We start from the raw sequence: 17,116 nt of genomic DNA, 5'->3' as shown, positions 1-17,116 counted from the left end.
TCATGGGCCAGGACAGGGAAACGCAGTCTACATACGTTTGCGTATGGTTGCCTGCTCAGGGCCCATCGGGCTGCTCCCGGACGCCGATATCCAGATAGCTGCCCGCTGCCCAGCGGATGCGCAGCGGCTCCTTCGCATCGGCGATCGATTCGGCGCTGACGTCGCCGCCGGTGCCGTAGTTGATCTGGATCCGGGGCTGCTTGGGCACGCCGACCACGGCCACGATCCGGCTGCCGGCCGCGAGCCGCCGCGCGGTAAGCATCTGGCTGGTGAAGGCGAGCGTCTGCGGCTTGCCCGGCTGCAGCAGCTGCCGCTGGCTGCGGTCCTGCATATAGCTGGCGCGGCCCAGATACGAAGCCAGGTCGAGGTAGCGCCCATCGGCGGTCAGCTCGTAGAAATTCACCGCCAGGTCGAAGTCGCGCTTGTTGATCGTCACTTCGAAGCGGCCGTCGAACAGGCCATCCACTTCCAGCGGCGCCTTCAGCGCTTCGGTTTCGAACACCAGGGCGTTGCGCATATCCGGCATGCCGGGCGCGGGGCGGAAATCCACGTCGCGGCGATCGGCGAAATCGACGGTCAGCACCGGCGGCGCCTGTTTGCCCGCGGTATCGCCGAAGCGCAGATGGCCCGGTTTGCCGGCGCCAGTCAGATACAGCCGCCGCCGCCCGGTCGCCATCTCCGCCAGCGTCGATACATGCCGCCAGCGGTTCGCCCCCATCACTTCGAAATTGATCCTGCCGCTGAGCACGGCGGGCAGCGGCGCACCGCGGAACACATGATCGAACCACTGCAGCCGCACTTCCTGCAGGTCGATCATCGCGGCCTGGTCCACCCGGTAGCCGTCGATCTCGGGCAGCACGCCGGTCTGCATGGCGATGTGGTGGTAGGGGCCGACCAGCAGGCGGTGATCGGCGGAGGGACGGTATTTGTAGTGTTCCTGCAGGTAGTACAGCGCGCCGACCATGCCGCCGTCGTAATAGCCGGTCTCCACGAACACCGGGATATCGATATCGGCGAACTCGCGCTCATACGGAATCAGCCGCTGCCAGTACGCGTCGTAGGACGGATGCTGCAGCCACTCATCGAAGATCGGATTGGGCTTGCCGTCGATCTTGTCCATGTCGCGATACGGCCGCCCGCTGGCATACCAGGCCCGCTGCAGCCGCGCCCAGCGTTCGCGGTCGCCATAGATGGCGTCGTCGAGTTCCTTGTCGTCGGTGGTGTAGAACGGCCAGGGGTAGATAAAGCTCTGGAACACGTTGCCCTGCATCGGCGTATCGATGCCCGGCGCATTGGTCGCGTGCGTGGCCATCGCCTTCAGCGCGGGCGGCCGGTGCTTGGCCGCGGCCCACTGGGTGAAGCCGTTGTAGCTGCCGCTGAACATGCCCACGCGGCCATCGCTCCACGGCTGGCGCGCCAGCCAGGCGATCACCGTGGCCGCGTCTTCGCCGTCGTGCACGTAGGGAACGACGGGTCCGCCGCTGCGGCCCTTGCCGCGCGTGTAGGCGACCACGCCCGCATAGCCGTGCGCCGCCATCTTCTTCGCATCGGCCAGGCTCCAGCGGTCGCGGGCGTAGATGGTGAAGTTGAGCAGGGCGGTCAGCTTCGCCGGTGCGTTGCGCGGGCGCACGATCAGCGCGGCGATCTGCGCGCCGTCCGGGGTGGGGATCAGCATCTGGTCGTCGATCAGGAAGGGCTGCTCCGCGTCGGCGCGGGGGGCGGCCGAGGCGGCGGATGGCGGCTGCGCCGCATGGGCGGAAAGGGCGAGACAGCTGGCCAGCAGCCAGCGCAAGGTGGATTTCATGCGGTCCTCGACTCCGTGGGGGAACGGGCCGGAGGATCGCCACCAGCGCCTGCCGCGGCGGAAAAATTCGGCGAACGGACACGGCGGCGCGGCGAACCGCAGCCGCCGGCGGGTCAAATCACGCGGTCGCGCAGCAACCGGGCGCCGTCGCGGCTGGTGGAGACGGTCTGGCCGTTCTCCAGGTGCAGCAGCAGGCGTCCGCCGCCGGCCGGCTCGGCGCTGGCGATGTAATGGGTGTTGACGATCCAGGAGCGGTGTACGCGCGCGAACTTGGCCGGATCGAGCGAGCGGGCGAACTCCGCCAGCGTCACCCGCACCAGGTGCTTGCCGGTGAGCGTGCGCACTTCGGCGTAGTCGTCGGCACCGCCGATGCTCACCACGGTGTCGAGATCGAGCGGGCGCAGCTCGTCGCCGATGCGCACGAAATAGCGGGAAGGGGCGGCGTCCGTGCTGTCGGCGGGAACGGCATCGACCGCCGCGGGCGTGGGGTCCGCCGCCGCCGGTGCCGCCTTATGCATGGCCTGCAGATGCGAAATCGCCGCGATCAGCGCGTAAGTCGTCACGTTCTCCAGCGTCTGCCACGCCACGGCGCCGGCCTTGAACGGCCGGATGACGAAGCCCTCGGGGCTGGCGCCGACGAACAGGCCCAGCAGCATGATCAGCAGCCAGTACGACAAAGTGGCGAAGGCCGCGCACAGCAGCAGATGCGCGCCCAGCTGCAGCGCCACCGGCCGGCCGACCAGCCAGCGCAGCACGATGCGCCGCACCGCCAGGCCGAAGATCACCACAGGAAGGGTGTTGGCCAGCCCGCCGAGCAGGCTGCCGGCCAGGTCGGTACCCAGCGCCAGCCGGATCGTGACCGTATAGGCCGCGAAGATGCCGGCCATCGCCAGCAGGTCGAAGCTGCGCTGTTTCATCCCCGTCCGTCCCCCGCGGCCGGCTGCTCAGAACAGCAGCGAAGCCATCCGCCGGCGGTATTTGCCGACCAGTTCGGCATCGTCGAGCGTGGCGAAGGCGGCCAGCAGGCGCTTCTTGGCCTGGCCGTCGTTCCAGTCGCGGGCCTTTTCCAGGATGGCCAGGAACTGCTCCAGGCCGGCCGCGGCGTTGCCGTCCAGCAGCAGGCGCACGCCGAGCAGGTCGCGCGCCTGCCAGTCGGCGGCGTCGGCCTGCACGCGCTGCTGCAGTTCGCTCTGCGCCGGCGCGCCCTGGAGGGCGCGGGCCAGGTCGAGCTGGCTGCGCAGGCGCACGGCGCGCGAGTCGGTGGCCAGGTTGGCCGGCAGGGCGGTCAGTTCCGCTTCGGCGGCGTCGGCCTGGCCGGCCTTCATCAAGGCCAGGGCGAGGTCGAGCTTGAGTTCGGAGTTATCTGATTCTGCGATCTCGGCGCGCAGGCGTTCGATCGCCTGCTCCGGCGTTTCGGCCGGGGCGAGCTCGGCCTCTTCGCCCTCGCTTTCGCGCGGCTGCAGGTGGCGTTCCAGGAATTCGCGCAGCTGGCCTTCGGGCAGGGCGCCGGCGAAGCCGTCGACGATCTGGCCGTCCTTCACCAGGATCACCGTGGGAATGCTGCGCACGCCGAACATGCCGGCCAGCTGCTGGTTCTTGTCCACGTCGATCTTGGCCAGGCGGAACGCACCGTTGAAGGCGGTGGCCAGCTTTTCCAGCAGCGGGCCCAAGGTCTTGCAGGGGCCGCACCAGGTCGCCCAGAAGTCGATCAGGATCGGCGTCGTCAGCGAGGCCTGCAGCACCTCGGCTTCGAAGTTGTCCTGGTCGACGTCGAACACGTGGGTGGGGGCGTCGCTGGTCACGGCTGAAGCTCCGGGGGCAAGGGAATCGGAATCAGATCAGGGCGGCACGGTGCATATCAAGTGGTGGGCCTGGCACAGCCGGGCGGGCGCTGAATGGCCTGATCGTCAGGTGGCCGCGGCCTGCGCGGATTTGAGAGAATCCCGGGGATGACGAGCCGGACCTGACCTTAAGGACCTCCGTGGCCCAGAGCCCACCGCTGCTGATCTGCGAGCACTGCGACACCGTGTATCGGCGGCGCGAGCTGTGCTGCGGCGAGGTCGCACGCTGCCAGCGCTGCGACGCCATCCTGGAGCGGCACCACCGCCTGGGCGTGGGCGGCATGTTCGCCCTGGTGGTCACGGCGATGCTGGTCTTCGTGCAGGCCAATGTGTGGCCCATCGTCACCCTCGGCCTCGGCGGGACGATGATCAGCACCACCCTGTGGGGCGCCATCGTGATGATGTGGCGCGAGCATTCGCAGGTGGTCTCGGTGCTGGCCGCCGCCACGCTGTTCTTCTTTCCGCTGTGCAAGATGCTGCTGCTGGGCTGGGTGCTGTACTTCGCCCGGCAGGGACGCCGCGCGCCGGGTTTCCGGCTGGCCATGGTGGCGCTGTACCGGCTGGGGCCGTGGACCATGAGCGAGGTGTTCGTGCTCGGCGCGCTGGTGGCGATCGTCAAGGCGCGGCTGTATTTCGACGTGATCCTCAACCCGGGCATCTTCGCCTACGCCGGGCTCACCCTGCTGATCACCGTCTTCGCCAGCATCGACCTGCGCCGCCTGTGGGACCTGGTGCCGGAGCAGCAGGCATGAGCGCCGACCTGCCGCGCGCCGGCGAACTGGGCCTGATCGGCTGCCACGTCTGCGGGCTGGTCTGCCGCGACACCGGCGTCGAAGGCGCGCATTGCCCGCGCTGCCATTCGGCCCTGCACCGGCGCAAGCACGCCAGCTACAGCCGCACGCTGGCGCTGCTGCTGGCCGCCTTCATGCTGTACATCCCCGCCAACGTGCTGCCGATCATGCGCACCGCCAGCGTGGGCGATATCGACGACAACACCATCCTCAGCGGCGTGGTCGAGCTGTGGGTGAAAGGCTCGCCGGACCTCGCGGTGATCGTGTTCACCGCCAGCATCATGGTGCCGATGCTGAAGTTCCTGGCGCTGGGCCTGCTGCTGTGGAGTTCGCGCCGCGCCACGCCGTGGGCGCGGCGCCAGCGCGCCAAGCTCTACCGGCTGGTGGAGCTGATCGGCTACTGGTCGATGCTGGACGTGTTCGTGGTGGCGCTGCTTACGGCGCTGGTGCAATTCGGTGTGCTGAGCCTGGTGGAACCCTTGCCGGGCGTGGTGTTTTTCGGCCTCACGGTGATCCTCACCATGTTCGCCTCGATGAGTTTCGACCCCAGGCTGATCTGGGATGGCAGGGAATCCGATGACTGAACAACCCACATCCCCCGGCAGCGACTTGCCGGAGCCGGTCGTCCACAAGCCGCGCATCAATGCCTCCTTCGTGTGGCTGATCCCGGTGCTGGCCGCGCTGGTCGGCTTGTCGCTGGTGATCAATGCGTGGATGCAGGCCGGTCCCAAGATCAGCATCAGCTTCCAGAGCGCCGAAGGCCTGGATCCGGGCAAGACGCCGGTGAAATACAAGAACGTGGTGATCGGCCGCGTCACCTCGGTGACCTTGTCCAAGGACCGCAGCCACGTCACCGCCAAGGTCTCGCTGGAAAAGAGCGCCGAAGGTTTCGCCACCGCCGACACGCGCTTCTGGGTGGTGCGACCGCGCATCGGCTTAGGCGGCGTGTCCGGCATCGATACCCTGCTGTCCGGCGCCTTCATCGGTGCGGACGTGGGCGAGTCGAAGGAATCGCGCGACGAATTCACCGGCCTGGAAGAACCGCCCGCCGTGACCCACGGCGCGCCGGGCAAGACCTTCAAGCTGCATACCGACGACCTCGGTTCGCTGGATATCGGCTCGCCGGTGTACTACCGCCGCATCCAGGTCGGCCGCGTGGTCACCTACCAGCTGGACAAGGACGGCAAGGGCGTGAGCCTGCAGATCTTCGTCGACGGGCCGAACGACGAATTCGTCAGCAAGTCCGCGCGCTTCTGGAATGCCAGCGGCGTGGACGTGTCGATCGGCGCCGACGGCGTGAAGCTCAACACGCAATCGCTGGCCACCGTGCTGGCCGGCGGCGTGGCGTTCGGTTCGCCGCTGGGTCCGCACGACGAGACGCCGGCGGATCAGGGCGCGGAGTTCCGGCTGTTCGGCGACCAGGCCACCGCGATGGCGCCGCCGGACGGCGAGCCGCGCTATATCCGCATGCGCTTCGACCAGTCGCTGCGCGGGCTGAAGGTGGATGCGCCGGTGGAATTCCTCGGCGTGCCGTTCGGCCGCGTGGTGTCGATCAACCTCGATTTCGACGAGAAGACCCAGACCTTCCCGGTGATCGTCGGCGCGGTGGTGTATCCGCAGCGCCTGGGCCGTGCGCACGACAAGCTGGTGGCGCTGGCCAAGGCGCGCGGCGACGACGCGCAGCTGTCGCAGATGATGGGCCGGCTGATCGAACACGGCCTGCGCGCGCAGGCGCGCAGCGGCAACCTGCTGACCGGCCAGCTGTACATCGCGCTGGACTTCGTGCCGAAGGCGGACAAGGTGCCGTACGACCCGACCATGAAGCCGCTGGAGATTCCCACCGTGCCCGGCAGCTTCGACAAGCTGCAGGAGCAGATGGCGGAGATCGTCGACAAGATCCAGAAGATCCCGTTCGACAGCATCGGCCAGAACGCCAATGCGACGCTGGCCGAGCTCAATCGCACGCTGAAGAAGGTCAACGACGACGTGCTGCCGGAATTCAAGAGCACTCTGCAGGGCGCGCAGCAGACCCTGGGCAATGCCAACAACGCGTTGTCGGCGGATTCCCCGCTGCAGCAGAACCTGGGCGGCACCATGCAGGAGATGCAGCGCACGGTGCGCTCGCTGCGCGTGCTCACCGATTACCTGGGCGCCCATCCGGACGCGCTGCTGCGCGGCCGCCGCGCGGACGCCCCGCCGGAACGCAACGCGCCGCCGGCTTCGACGCAAGAAGGGAGCAAGCCATGATCCGCACCGGATATCTCCTCGCCATCCTGGGCGGCGCGCTGGCCCTGGCCGCGTGCGGCGGCTCGGCGCCGGTGCGCTACTACACACTGGTGCCGGCGGCGGATGCCTACGTGGGCACGGCCACGCAATCCACCATTACGCCCGCCGCCGCGCCGTTCCAGTTCGAACTGCTGCCGGTGGGCGTGCCGGCCCAGGTCGACCAGCCGCAGCTGGTGGTGCGCCAGGGCGGGCAGGGCGTGGCGGTGCTGGACGGCGAGCGCTGGATCGCCCCGCTGGGCGACGAGGTGCGCGGCGCGCTGTCGGCGGATCTCGCGCGCCAGCTGCATACCCAGGACATCAGCGGCCTGCCGGCGGGAGCGAAGCCGGTGCTGCGCATCAAGGTGGACCTGCGCCGCTTCGATTCCGTGCCGGGCGCGTACGCGCTGCTGGACGCGGCGTGGAGCGTGCGCCCGCTCAAGGGCGGCGCGGCGCTGTCCTGCACCAGCCGCGTGCAGGAAAGCGTGGGCCAGGGCTATGCGGCCCTGGTGCAGGGCCACCAGCGGGCGCTGGACGGGCTGGCCGCGCAGATCGCCACCGCCGCGCAGGCGCTGGCCGCCGGCCAGGCCGGCGCCTGTCCCGCCGGCTGAGCGCGGCATGGCCGGCGAGCGGGTTCGCGCCCGTTCCCCGGTCCCCGGCCCCCCTCGCATCTGCTAGTCTGCCGCGTTCACCCGCAGCCGCCGGCGGACTCCGGCTCAAGCTGCCGTAAACGAGTTCAGGCGCCGGACACATGCAGGACAACCAAGCACAGGGCAGCACCGACCAGGCCGGCGAACAGGCCTATCAAGCGCAGGCGGTGGAAGCCGCCGCGCAGCAGTACTGGCGCGAGCAGCGCGCCTACGAGGTGAAGGAAGACCCTTCGCGCCCGAAGTTCTACTGCCTCTCGATGCTGCCGTACCCGTCGGGCGCCCTGCACATGGGCCACGTGCGCAACTACACGATCGGCGACGTGATCAGCCGCTATCAGCGCATGAACGGCAAGAACGTGCTGCAGCCGATGGGCTGGGACGCGTTCGGCCTGCCGGCCGAGAACGCCGCGATCAAGAACAAGACCGCGCCGGCCAAGTGGACCTACCAGAACATCGAACACATGCGCGTCCAGCTGCAGCGCATGGGCTTCGCCTACGACTGGACCCGCGAGTTCGCCACCTGTCGCCCGGAGTACTACCGCTGGGAACAGCTGATGTTCACCCGGCTGATGAAGAAGGGCCTGGCCTACCGCAAGAACGCGGTAGTGAACTGGGACCCGGTCGACCAGACCGTGCTGGCCAACGAGCAGGTGGTCGACGGCCGCGGCTGGCGCTCCGGCGCCCTGGTCGAGAAGCGCGAGATCCCGCAGTGGTTCCTGAAGATCACCGACTACGCGCAGGAACTGCTCGACGGCCTGGACACGCTGCCCGGCTGGCCCGACGCGGTGAAGACCATGCAGCGCAACTGGATCGGCCGCTCCGAAGGCCTGGAGATCCACTTCGCGGTGGAAGGCGAGGCCGAGCCGCTGACCGTGTTCACCACGCGCCCCGACACGCTGATGGGCGTGACCTTCGTGTCCATTGCCGGCGAGCATCCGCTGGCGCTGAAGGCCGCGCAGGGCAATAGCGAGCTGGCTTCCTTCCTCGACGAACTGCGCCACGGCGGCGTGTCCGAGGCGGAGCTGGAGACGCAAGAGAAGCGTGGCATGGCGACTGGCCTATCCGCTATTCATCCTATTACCGGCGAAAAAGTGCAGGTATGGGTCGCCAACTTCGTGCTGATGGGCTATGGCACTGGTGCGGTAATGGCGGTGCCGGCTCACGATCAACGAGATCATGAGGTTGCGCTGAGCTATAACCTTCCCATCCGTAACGTTGTTGCACGACGCGACTGGGTAGTCGAATGGGCGGCTATTCGAAGCGCATTGGGTATTCGAGGAATCAGTGCGCCCAGGTATCCACGGGACCTGGCAGATATCAATGCTGTTGTAGGTCAGCTCGATCCTCAAAATGACCGGGTCATTATCGACAGCATCGCCGTGTTCGCAGAAAACCTCCGGTTACCTCTGCTCGATAAAGATACCGTTGGAGTCTCCGATGCCTTGTGGGGACTGGATTTCAATGGTGCGTTCAAGGCTGTGCAGGACAAGCTGGAACTTGCTCGCCGTGTGAACTATCGCCTGCGCGACTGGGGCGTCAGCCGCCAGCGCTACTGGGGCTGCCCGATCCCGGTCATCTACTGCCCGAAGTGCGATGCGGTGCCGGTGCCGGAAGACCAGCTGCCCGTCGTACTGCCGGAAGACGTTGCGTTCTCTGGCGTGCAGTCGCCGATCAAGGCCGACCCCGAGTGGCGCAAGACCAGCTGCCCGCAGTGCGGCGGCCCGGCCGAGCGCGAGACCGACACCTTCGACACCTTCATGGAGTCGAGCTGGTACTACGCGCGCTACACCAGCCCCGGCGCCAACGAGCAGGTCGACGCGCGCGCCAATTACTGGCTGCCGGTGGACCAGTACATCGGCGGCATCGAGCACGCCATCCTGCATCTGCTGTACTTCCGCTTCTATCACAAGCTGATGCGCGACGCGGGCCTGGTAAAGGCCGACGAACCGGCCACCAACCTGCTGTGCCAGGGCATGGTGATCGCCGAGACTTTCTACCGCGACAACGCCGACGGTTCGAAGGACTGGATCAATCCCGCCGACGTGGAAATCCAGCGCGACGAAAAGGCGCGCGTGGTCGGCGCGGTGCTCAAGAGCGACGGCCAGCCGGTGAGCATCGGCGGCACCGAGAAGATGTCCAAGTCCAAGAACAACGGCATCGACCCGCAGGCGATGGTGGAGAAGTTCGGCGCCGACACGGTGCGCCTGTTCTCCATGTTCGCCGCGCCGCCGGAGCAGTCGCTGGAATGGAGCGAGGCCGGCGTGGAAGGCATGGCGCGCTTCCTGCGCCGCTTCTGGCGCGAAGTGGCCACGCATGCCGCCGGTCCCGACCACGCCGTGGTCGACCCGGCCGCGCTGGACGCCGGGCAGAAGGCGCTGCGCCGCCAGCTGCACGAGACCATCCAGAAGGTGGGCGACGACGTCGGCCGCCGCCATGCCTTCAACACCGCCATCGCCGCGCTGATGGAACTGCTGAACGCGCTGGGCAAGTTCGACGACCAGAGCGAGCAGGGCCGCGCCGTGCGCCACGAGGCGCTGGAAGCGATGGTGCTGCTGCTCAATCCGGTGGTGCCGCACGTCAGCCACGCGCTGTGGCAGGTGCTGGGCCATCCGGCCGAGGTGCTGGAAGACCAGCCCTGGCCGAAGGCGGACGAAGCCGCGCTGGTGCGCGATTCGCTCACCCTGGCGGTGCAGGTCAACGGCAAGTTGCGCGGTACCATCGAGGTCGCCGCCGGCGCCTCGAAGGAAGCCGCCGAGCAGCTGGCCCTGGCGCATCCGAACGTGATCGCGTTCATGGAGGGCCAGAGCGTGCGCAAGGTGATCGTGGTCCCGGGCAAGATCGTCAACATCGTCGCAGGATGAAATCCATGAGCCGCATGTTCAAAGCTACGCTGATGCTGGTGTCGATCCTCGCGCTTACCGCGTGCGGCTTTCATCTCCGCCAGAGCGCCGCGCTGCCGTCCGCGATGCAGCGCGTGCACCTGACGGTGAACGGCGGCCTCGACCTGCAGCGCGACCTGGCCCGTGCGCTGGAAAGCTCCGGCGTAACGGTGGAAGAGAAGCCCGGCCCCGGCATCGCCGAACTGCGCGTGCCGCTGGCCACCTTCAGCACCGAGACGCTGACCGTCAGCGGCTATGCGCGCGTCACCGAATACGCCGTGCGCTACCAGGTGCAGTTCCAGTTGAACGACGGCGCCGGCCAGATCCTGCTGCCGGCGCAGAACGTCAGCATGTCGCGCGAATTCAGCTACGACGCCACCAATACCGTGGGCACCACGGCGCAGGTGGAAGAGATCCAGCGCAGCCTCAACGACGACATGGTGCAGGCCATCCTGTTCCGGCTGCAGGCGCTGCAGAAGCACGGCGGCGGCACGGTCGCGCCGGCGTCCGCTTCCTCGTCCGCGCCGTAATCCGATGCCGCTGAATGCCGTCCAGTGGCAGAAGGCGCTGGCGGGCGACAGCCTGCGGCCGGTGTACCTGCTGGCGGGCGAGGAGCTGCTGGTGCTGGAAGCCGCCGACGCGCTGCGCGCGCAGGCGCGCCGCCTGGGCTATGCCGAGCGCGAAGTGCTCGACGTCGGTAATCATTTCGACTGGGACGACCTGGCGCGTTCCGCCGCCGGCATGTCGCTGTTCGCCACCCGCCGCCTGCTCGACCTGCGCCTGCCCACCGGCCGTCCCGGCACCGAGGGCGCCAAGGCCATCAACGAGTTCTGCGCCAAGCCGCCGCCGGACGTGACCCTGCTGATCACCGCCACCGAGTGGAGCAGCAAGCACGAAGGCGCCTGGACCAGGAACCTGGACGCCGCCGGTGCGCTGGTGGTGTTCAACGCGCCCAAGCCGCACGAATGGGCGGCCTGGGTCGGCGCGCGGCTGACCTCGCGCGGCCTCAGCGCCACGCCGGACGCCGCCGCGCTGCTGGCCGAACGCGTGGAAGGCAATCTGCTGGCCGCCGCGCAGGAGATCGACAAGCTCGCCGTGCTGCGCGGCGAGGGCGGCGGTGCGCGCATCGATGCCACCGAGATGGAGCATCTGGTGGCCGACAGCGCGCGCTACGACGCATTCAAGCTCACCGATGCGGCGTTCGCCGGCGACGGCGGACGTGCGTTGCATATCCTGGCCGGCCTGCGCGCCGAAGGCGACGAGCTGATCGCGTTGATGGGCTGGCTGGTGAATCAATTGCAGCTGGCGCTGCGCCTGGCCAATGCGCACGATTTCGCCGCGCAGGCACGCGCCGAGCGGCTGTGGCCGGCGCGCGAGCAGCTGTTCCGCAAGGCGCTGCGGCGCGCGCCGCGCGAGCACTGGCTGCAGTGCCTGGCGCGGGCGGCGCGGATCGATCGCATCGCCAAGGGACGCGAGTCGGGCGATGCCTGGCTGGAGGCGGAACGCCTGATCGCCGCGATCGCCGAGCCGCGGGCTGCCAGCGCGCTCGCATGAAGCCTCTGGCGCTGTTTGGCGGCACTTTCGATCCGGTGCATCTGGGGCATCTGAGCGTGGCCTGGGAGGCTGCGGAGTTGCTCGATGCCGAGGTGCGGCTGATGCCGGCGAATGTGCCGCCGCATAAGGCGGCGCCGTTGGCGAGTGCGGAGCAGCGGGTGGCGATGCTGGATGCCGCGTTGCGGGGGCAGGATCGCCTGGCGGTGGATGCGCGCGAGTTGCGGCGGGCTGGGCCGTCTTATACGTATGACACGTTGTGTGAGTTGCGGGCTGAGGTTGGCGCGCGGCCGCTGGTGTTGTTACTGGGCGTTGACGCGTTTGCGGGGTTGCCTGGGTGGCATCGTTGGCGCGAGTTGTTCGAGGTGGCGCATCTCGGGGTGTTGAGTCGGCCGGGGGTTGAGCCGGAGTTGCCGCATGCGTTGTGGGCGGAGATGGGGGGGCGTCGTACTGACGACGTTTCTGAGTTGCATGGGCGTCCGGCGGGGCGGGTGATTGAGTTGGCGGTGACGCCGATTGAGATTTCTGCGACTCGGATTCGGGAGTTGTTGGCGGGGGGGCGGGATCCGCGTTATTTGTTGCCCTGTGGGCTGTTTGAGGATCCGGGGTTGTTGGCGCCGTATCGCGCTTGATCGTCATCCTGGCGTAGGCCGGGATCCAGTAGCGGTATCGCTTGGTTTTCGCGTTATCGCGAATGGGCCGCTTATGCAGCGGGCATTTCGTGCGCCTGCCGGCGCCCGAGTCACTTTTTCTTTGCTGGCCCAAAGAAAAAGTAACCCAAAAGAAATGGCCTGAGAGCCAAGGCTCGCGACGCGACTAGAACGAGCAGTGACGTCCGTGGAAATGGATTAACCAGAGTCGACACGAAACGACCGTGCGTTTACGTGGCGCGCGCTTCAACGTGCCGTCGCCGAGAGGACGTTCAAGAACCGCGGCCAGCTTTTGCTCTTCGTTCCTGTATGCCCCACCACCACACTTCTCCCTCTCCCCTCCGGGGAGAGGGCCGGGGTGAGGGGCCGGGCGGAGCGAAACACTCGAATAACCTCAAGCCCCTCGCGGCACAAACCTCAGCGCCACTGAATTCATGCAGTAACGAAGGCCGGTAGGGCGTGGCCCATCGGTAAACACATGCCCGAGATGGCTATCGCACCCGGCGCAATTCACCTTGGTGCGTACCATGCCGAGGCTGTAGTCGTTGCTCTCGACGATGTTCGCTTTGGCTATCGGCTGCCAGAAGCTTGGCCAGCCGGTGCCGGAGTCGAATTTGGTGGAGGCGTCGAAGAGTGCGGTGTCGCAGCCGGGGCAGCGGAACAGGCCTTTTGCGTGGAGGTTCCAGTATGGGCCGCTGAAGGGGCGTTCGGTGGCTTCGCGGCGCATGACGTCGAACGCGTCGGCGGAGAGGCGTTGGCGCCATTGGGTGTCGGTGAGTACCAGCTTCTGCACGTGGCAGGGGCCGAGGTGGCGGCCGTCGGTGTCGGCGAAGCATTCGAGGAGGAGGTCTTTGCCGGTGGCGGTGGGCGCCGCGGAGGCGGTGGCTATGGGGGAGGGGCCGCGGGGCCAGAGCAGGGTGCCGACGGCGGCGGCGCCGCCGCCGAGCGCCAGGAGGCGGAGGAAGGAGCGGCGTTGGTCGTTTTGCAGTTGGCGGATCGTGCGGGTGCTCATGGGGAACCTCGACGGGGGGATCGAAGCGATCAACCGAAAGTGAAGGCGTAGGCGCGCACGTTCGGGTCGAGGAATTCGATCTCGAACTGGCGCTCGCCGGTGCCTTGTGCCTGGCGCACCAGCTGGTACAGGCGCTGCGTGGTGACGGTGCCGTTGCCGCCGGCGTCGGTGTCCATGCCGTGGTCGGTGCCGGGCGCCTGGCCGTCGATGCGTACGCGGAAGCGCACGGGCTTGCCATCGGCGCCGGGGCCCAGCACCAGGTGCAGGTCGCGGCCGCGGAAGCGGTAGACGATGCGGCCGCCGGACGCGGCGAGCTGCGCGTCTTCGGAGGACACGGTCCAGTCGCCGTCGAACGACCACTGGTTGGCGAGCAGCGTGGCGGGCGCGTGGTAGGTCTCGCGGTCGTTGCGGATCAGCGGGCCGCCGACGAAGTTCTGCGCGCGCGCATAGCCCACGTAGGTTTCCGGCGAGCGGTCGGCGGCTTTCGAATCGGCGGCTTCGGCGCCCTTGGCATCGGGCTGCACATAGCCGGTGGGCAAGTCTTTCTGGCCCGCTTCGGTGAGCAGCTGGCGGATCACGTCCTCGCTCTGCGCATAGCCGCCCTCGCCGAAATGGTGGTGGCGGATGCGGCCCTGCGTGTCGATGAAGTAATGCGCGGGCCAGTAGCGGTTGTTGAAGCCCTGCCAGATCGCGTAGTCGTTATCGAGGGCGACCGGATAATCCACGCCCAGGTCCTTCACCGCGCGCTGCACATTGCCCAGGTCTTTCTCGAAGGCGAACTCCGGTGCGTGCACGCCGAGTATCACCAGGCCGTGGTCCTTGTACTTGTCGGCCCAGGCGCGCACGTAGGGCAGGGCGCGGATGCAGTTGATGCAGGAGTAGGTCCAGAAATCCACCAGCACCACCTTGCCGCGCAGCGAAGCGGCGGTCAGCGGCGCGCTGTTGATCCAGGCGGTGGCGCCGGCCAGCGAAGGCAGTTCGCCTTCCACCGGCAGCGCTTCGCCGGCCTTGCGTTCCGGCTGCGGCGCGGGCGGCGGAGTCACGGCGTCGACCAGCTTCTGCTCGATGCCGCCGGTGCTCGCCAGCGACACGCGGGTGAGCACGCCGGTATCCAGTCCCAGCCCGATCGCCGCCACGCCGGCCAGCACCAGCACGCCGAGCACGCGCCGCACCCATTCGCCGGCGCCGAGCGAGCGCTTCATCACCGCGAACACCTTGCCGCCGACCAGCAGCGCCAGCGCCAGCGACGTGGCCGCGCCGGCCGAATAGGTGAGCAGCAGCAAGGTGGTCTGCACGCTCGCGCCGTTGAGCGCGGCGCCGGTAAGCAGCAGGCCCAGGATCGGGCCGGCGCACGGCGCCCATAGCAGGCCGGTGGCGACGCCCAGGCCGGCGGCGGACAGCGACGAGCCTTCGTCGCGGTCCGCGCGCTGCGTAAGGCGGTTGCCCAGCGCCACGAACGGGCGTGCGATCCATTCGGCCACGCGCGGCGACAGCAAGGTCAGGCCCAGCACCGCCAGCACCACCAGGGCCACCCAGCGCCCGTACTGGTTGGCGCGCACCGCCCAGCCGCCGCCGACCGCGGCCAGCGTGGCGACCAGGGCGAAGGTCAGCGCCATGCCCAGCAGCATCGGCAGGCCGTTGCGCAGGAACGGCCGGTCGGCGCGGGCGAACACGAAGGGCAGCACCGGCAGGATGCACGGGCTGAGGATGGTCAGCACGCCGCCGAGATAGGCCAGGATGAGCACGAGCATGGAAGGAAGTCCGCAAGCAGGTTGATGGGCTATTCGGAATGGAACGCGGGGGAGTTACCTCGCAGGGGGATTTTTCACTGCGGGTAACCCTGCGCAGGCTTCGCGCGAATAACGGCCGAACCCCCAGCCGCGAGCCGGCCATGCATGCGAGCTTGACCGCGGACGGCGCCTTGGGTCTAGATGGCGTATTCCGCCGTCCGGATTCACGCGCAGCCTTGTCCGCCACCCCCGCCAGCGCCCAGCAGGAAGCCGACCAGCGCCGCGCCGCGTGGATGGCTGCCGCGCAGGCCGGCGACCGCCGCGCCTACGAGCGCGTGCTGGCCGATTCGCTGCCGCTGATCCGCGCCGCCGCGCGGCGGCAGGGCGTGGCCACCGACAACATCGACGACGTGGTGCAGGAAACCCTGCTCACCGTGCATCGGGTGCGCCATACCTACGATCCGTCGCGTTCGTACGATGCCTGGATCACCGCCATCGCTTCGCGCCGCGCCATCGATGCGCTGCGCAGCCACGGCCGCCGCGATCGCCGCGAGCTGCATGACGAGCAGGTGCTCGACATGCAGACCGACCACGCCGACGCCGCGCGCGACACCGAACGCGAGCAGGAAGCACGGCGCCTGCGCGCGGCCATCGCCACCTTGCCGCCGGGCCAGCGCGAGGCGGTGGAACAGCTGGCCCTGCGCGAGCGCTCGCTGGCCGAGGCGGCCGAACACACCGGCCGCAACGCCGGTGCGCTGAAGGTCAACCTGCATCGCGCGCTGAAGGCGCTGCGCAACCGCTTCCACGGAGATTCCTGAGCACCATGTCCGAACCAAGCAACCACCACCGCCTGATCGACGCGCTCGGCGCCGAGCTGGTGCCGGTGCGCCGCCTGCCGCCGCCGTGGCGGCGCGCGGCCGGGTGGCTGCTGGTGGTGGCGGCCATCGCGGCGCTGTTGTTCGCGCATTACGGCAGCGGCGGCATGCTGCGCCGCTGGGCGGGCGCGCCGGACCTGGCCTGGGCCGGCGTCGGTGCGGTGCTGACCGCGATCACCGCCGCCTGGGCCGCGTTCGCGCTCGGCGTGCCGGGGCGCAGCGCGCGCTGGGCGTGGCTGCCGGTGGCGCCGGCGCTGCTGTGGGTGGGGGCCAGCGGATTGGGCTGCCTGCGCGACTGGATCGCGCAGGGCACCGTGGTGGCCGGTCCGCATCAGCCGATCGGCTGCCTGCAATTCATCATCGCTTTCTCGGTGCCGCTGTCGGCGCTGCTGATCTGGCTGCTGCGCCGCGCCTGCCCGCTGCGGCCGGTGCTCACCGCCGTGCTGATCGGCCTGGCCAGCGCGGCGGCCTCTGCCAGCCTGCTGGAGATCTGCCACGAATACGACGCGGCGGCCTCGGATCTGCTCACTCACGCGCTGGCCGTGGTGGTGGTCATCGGCATCAATGCCGCGATGGGCGGGCGCCTGCTGCGCTCGCGCTGAGTTTTTCTTCACGCGGATCGTCAGGTTCGCGAAAGACGCAGAAACTTTCGTTTCTCTGGTGCGTCGCAACGCTGAATGTGCCAGGCACTCGACGGCATTCGCGCCGTGCCGTGGCGCGCCGGACGCGAAAGCCCATCGCAGCGGTGTTCGCGCCGGTTGCTGTCGCGGACATGTTCCTTGGCTTCGACAAAGCCCCGCTCTGCGCATCGCAACACGCCGCGCGCGCATGCGCCGCGAGACGGTATTGACGCTGAACAGCGCGGTTTTTTCCCACGAAGCTCGCGCAAGCCGTCGAGCTAGGCTAGCCCGCGTCGGCGGCGCTAGAGGGGGCGCTGCCGCGGCGTCTCGCGCGGGGCCGTTGTGCACCGACCCGCCAGCAGACGCAGCGAGCCCGCCGCCGGTTAATTCCGGCAGCGGTACCGCCGGGGCGGCCCGGGAGGGGGCCGCCCCGGCTCTTTCGACAGCAGTT

At 68.5% G+C, this 17,116-nt stretch carries 15 protein-coding genes; 10 read left to right on the top strand and 5 right to left on the bottom strand.

Going from position 1 to position 17,116, the window contains the following annotated elements:
• Positions 1-55: 55 nt before the first annotated feature.
• The 3 genes from KK141_RS12855 to trxA all read right to left on the bottom strand — a co-directional run bounded on the left by KK141_RS12855 (position 56) and on the right by trxA (position 3,606).
• Positions 56-1,804, bottom strand: a complete 1,749-nt coding sequence (locus KK141_RS12855) for a CocE/NonD family hydrolase (protein ID WP_214572504.1) — start codon at positions 1,802-1,804, stop codon at positions 56-58.
• Positions 1,805-1,917: 113 nt separating this feature from the next.
• The gene (locus KK141_RS12850; protein ID WP_214572503.1) at positions 1,918-2,721 is read right to left on the bottom strand and encodes a LytTR family DNA-binding domain-containing protein; all 804 of its coding nucleotides are present in this window, start codon (positions 2,719-2,721) and stop codon (positions 1,918-1,920) included.
• A 27-nt stretch (positions 2,722-2,748) separates the two neighbouring features.
• Positions 2,749-3,606 (bottom strand): thioredoxin, encoded by an 858-nt coding sequence (gene trxA / locus KK141_RS12845; protein ID WP_214572502.1) that lies wholly within the window; start codon positions 3,604-3,606, stop codon positions 2,749-2,751.
• A gap of 179 nt (positions 3,607-3,785) precedes the next feature.
• Between trxA and KK141_RS12840 the strand changes: the two genes are divergently transcribed.
• The 8 genes from KK141_RS12840 (at position 3,786) to nadD (ending at position 12,410) form a co-directional block, all read left to right on the top strand.
• Positions 3,786-4,397 carry a paraquat-inducible protein A gene (locus tag KK141_RS12840; protein ID WP_214572501.1) on the top strand — a complete coding sequence of 204 codons (612 nt, stop codon included), beginning with the start codon at positions 3,786-3,788 and terminating at the stop codon, positions 4,395-4,397.
• Positions 4,394-5,020 carry a paraquat-inducible protein A gene (locus KK141_RS12835; RefSeq protein WP_214572500.1) on the top strand — a complete coding sequence of 209 codons (627 nt, stop codon included), beginning with the start codon at positions 4,394-4,396 and terminating at the stop codon, positions 5,018-5,020. Before KK141_RS12840 ends, KK141_RS12835 begins: the two co-directional genes overlap by 4 nt.
• Complete coding sequence (locus KK141_RS12830) at positions 5,013-6,683, top strand: MlaD family protein (protein WP_214572499.1); 1,671 nt, start codon at positions 5,013-5,015, stop codon at positions 6,681-6,683. Before KK141_RS12835 ends, KK141_RS12830 begins: the two co-directional genes overlap by 8 nt.
• The gene (locus KK141_RS12825) at positions 6,680-7,309 is read left to right on the top strand and encodes a PqiC family protein (RefSeq protein WP_214572498.1); all 630 of its coding nucleotides are present in this window, start codon (positions 6,680-6,682) and stop codon (positions 7,307-7,309) included. Before KK141_RS12830 ends, KK141_RS12825 begins: the two co-directional genes overlap by 4 nt.
• A 140-nt stretch (positions 7,310-7,449) precedes the next feature.
• Positions 7,450-10,209, top strand: coding sequence for a leucine--tRNA ligase (leuS, locus tag KK141_RS12820; protein ID WP_214572497.1), 2,760 nt, complete (start codon positions 7,450-7,452; stop codon positions 10,207-10,209).
• 5 nt (positions 10,210-10,214) lie between these two features.
• Entirely contained in the window at positions 10,215-10,757 is a 543-nt protein-coding gene (gene lptE / locus KK141_RS12815; protein WP_214572496.1) for an LPS assembly lipoprotein LptE, read from the top strand.
• Positions 10,758-10,761: 4 nt separating this feature from the next.
• Positions 10,762-11,781, top strand: a complete 1,020-nt coding sequence (gene holA / locus KK141_RS12810) for a DNA polymerase III subunit delta (protein ID WP_214572495.1) — start codon at positions 10,762-10,764, stop codon at positions 11,779-11,781.
• Positions 11,778-12,410, top strand: a complete 633-nt coding sequence (nadD, locus tag KK141_RS12805; protein WP_214572494.1) for a nicotinate-nucleotide adenylyltransferase — start codon at positions 11,778-11,780, stop codon at positions 12,408-12,410. Before holA ends, nadD begins: the two co-directional genes overlap by 4 nt.
• A 412-nt stretch (positions 12,411-12,822) precedes the next feature.
• On the opposite strand, the gene msrB is transcribed toward nadD, so the two are convergent.
• A complete protein-coding gene (gene msrB / locus KK141_RS12800; RefSeq protein WP_214572493.1) occupies positions 12,823-13,440 on the bottom strand; it encodes a peptide-methionine (R)-S-oxide reductase MsrB in 618 nt (205 codons plus the stop codon).
• Between the two features lie 29 nt (positions 13,441-13,469).
• Positions 13,470-15,191, bottom strand: a complete 1,722-nt coding sequence (locus tag KK141_RS12795) for a cytochrome c biogenesis protein DipZ (RefSeq protein WP_214572492.1) — start codon at positions 15,189-15,191, stop codon at positions 13,470-13,472.
• 140 nt (positions 15,192-15,331) lie between these two features.
• Here KK141_RS12795 and KK141_RS12790 point away from each other — a divergent pair, with 140 nt between their 5' ends.
• Positions 15,332-15,988 (top strand): sigma-70 family RNA polymerase sigma factor, encoded by a 657-nt coding sequence (locus tag KK141_RS12790; protein ID WP_214572491.1) that lies wholly within the window; start codon positions 15,332-15,334, stop codon positions 15,986-15,988.
• Between the two features lie 5 nt (positions 15,989-15,993).
• Positions 15,994-16,647 carry an NrsF family protein gene (locus KK141_RS12785; RefSeq protein ID WP_214572490.1) on the top strand — a complete coding sequence of 218 codons (654 nt, stop codon included), beginning with the start codon at positions 15,994-15,996 and terminating at the stop codon, positions 16,645-16,647.
• The last annotated feature ends 469 nt before the right edge of the window (positions 16,648-17,116 follow it).

Source organism: Dyella sp. LX-66, assembly GCF_018599165.1.
Lineage (GTDB): Bacteria > Pseudomonadota > Gammaproteobacteria > Xanthomonadales > Rhodanobacteraceae > Dyella_D > Dyella_D marensis.
This window is presented reverse-complemented; position numbering and strand designations above follow the sequence as displayed.

What these genes read in the sequence shown, in the direction of transcription:
- lptE (WP_214572496.1), top strand. Translation starts at nt 10,215, where the DNA reads ATGAGCCGCATGTTCAAAGCTACGCTGATGCTGGTGTCGATCCTCGCG.
- KK141_RS12790 (WP_214572491.1), top strand. Translation starts at nt 15,332, where the DNA reads ATGCATGCGAGCTTGACCGCGGACGGCGCCTTGGGTCTAGATGGCGTA.
- KK141_RS12830 (WP_214572499.1), top strand. Translation starts at nt 5,013, where the DNA reads ATGACTGAACAACCCACATCCCCCGGCAGCGACTTGCCGGAGCCGGTC.
- nadD (WP_214572494.1), top strand. Translation starts at nt 11,778, where the DNA reads ATGAAGCCTCTGGCGCTGTTTGGCGGCACTTTCGATCCGGTGCATCTG.
- KK141_RS12835 (WP_214572500.1), top strand. Translation starts at nt 4,394, where the DNA reads ATGAGCGCCGACCTGCCGCGCGCCGGCGAACTGGGCCTGATCGGCTGC.
- KK141_RS12795 (WP_214572492.1), bottom strand. Translation starts at nt 15,191, where the DNA reads ATGCTCGTGCTCATCCTGGCCTATCTCGGCGGCGTGCTGACCATCCTC.
- KK141_RS12855 (WP_214572504.1), bottom strand. Translation starts at nt 1,804, where the DNA reads ATGAAATCCACCTTGCGCTGGCTGCTGGCCAGCTGTCTCGCCCTTTCC.
- KK141_RS12825 (WP_214572498.1), top strand. Translation starts at nt 6,680, where the DNA reads ATGATCCGCACCGGATATCTCCTCGCCATCCTGGGCGGCGCGCTGGCC.
- KK141_RS12850 (WP_214572503.1), bottom strand. Translation starts at nt 2,721, where the DNA reads ATGAAACAGCGCAGCTTCGACCTGCTGGCGATGGCCGGCATCTTCGCG.
- leuS (WP_214572497.1), top strand. Translation starts at nt 7,450, where the DNA reads ATGCAGGACAACCAAGCACAGGGCAGCACCGACCAGGCCGGCGAACAG.
- KK141_RS12785 (WP_214572490.1), top strand. Translation starts at nt 15,994, where the DNA reads ATGTCCGAACCAAGCAACCACCACCGCCTGATCGACGCGCTCGGCGCC.
- msrB (WP_214572493.1), bottom strand. Translation starts at nt 13,440, where the DNA reads ATGAGCACCCGCACGATCCGCCAACTGCAAAACGACCAACGCCGCTCC.
- holA (WP_214572495.1), top strand. Translation starts at nt 10,762, where the DNA reads ATGCCGCTGAATGCCGTCCAGTGGCAGAAGGCGCTGGCGGGCGACAGC.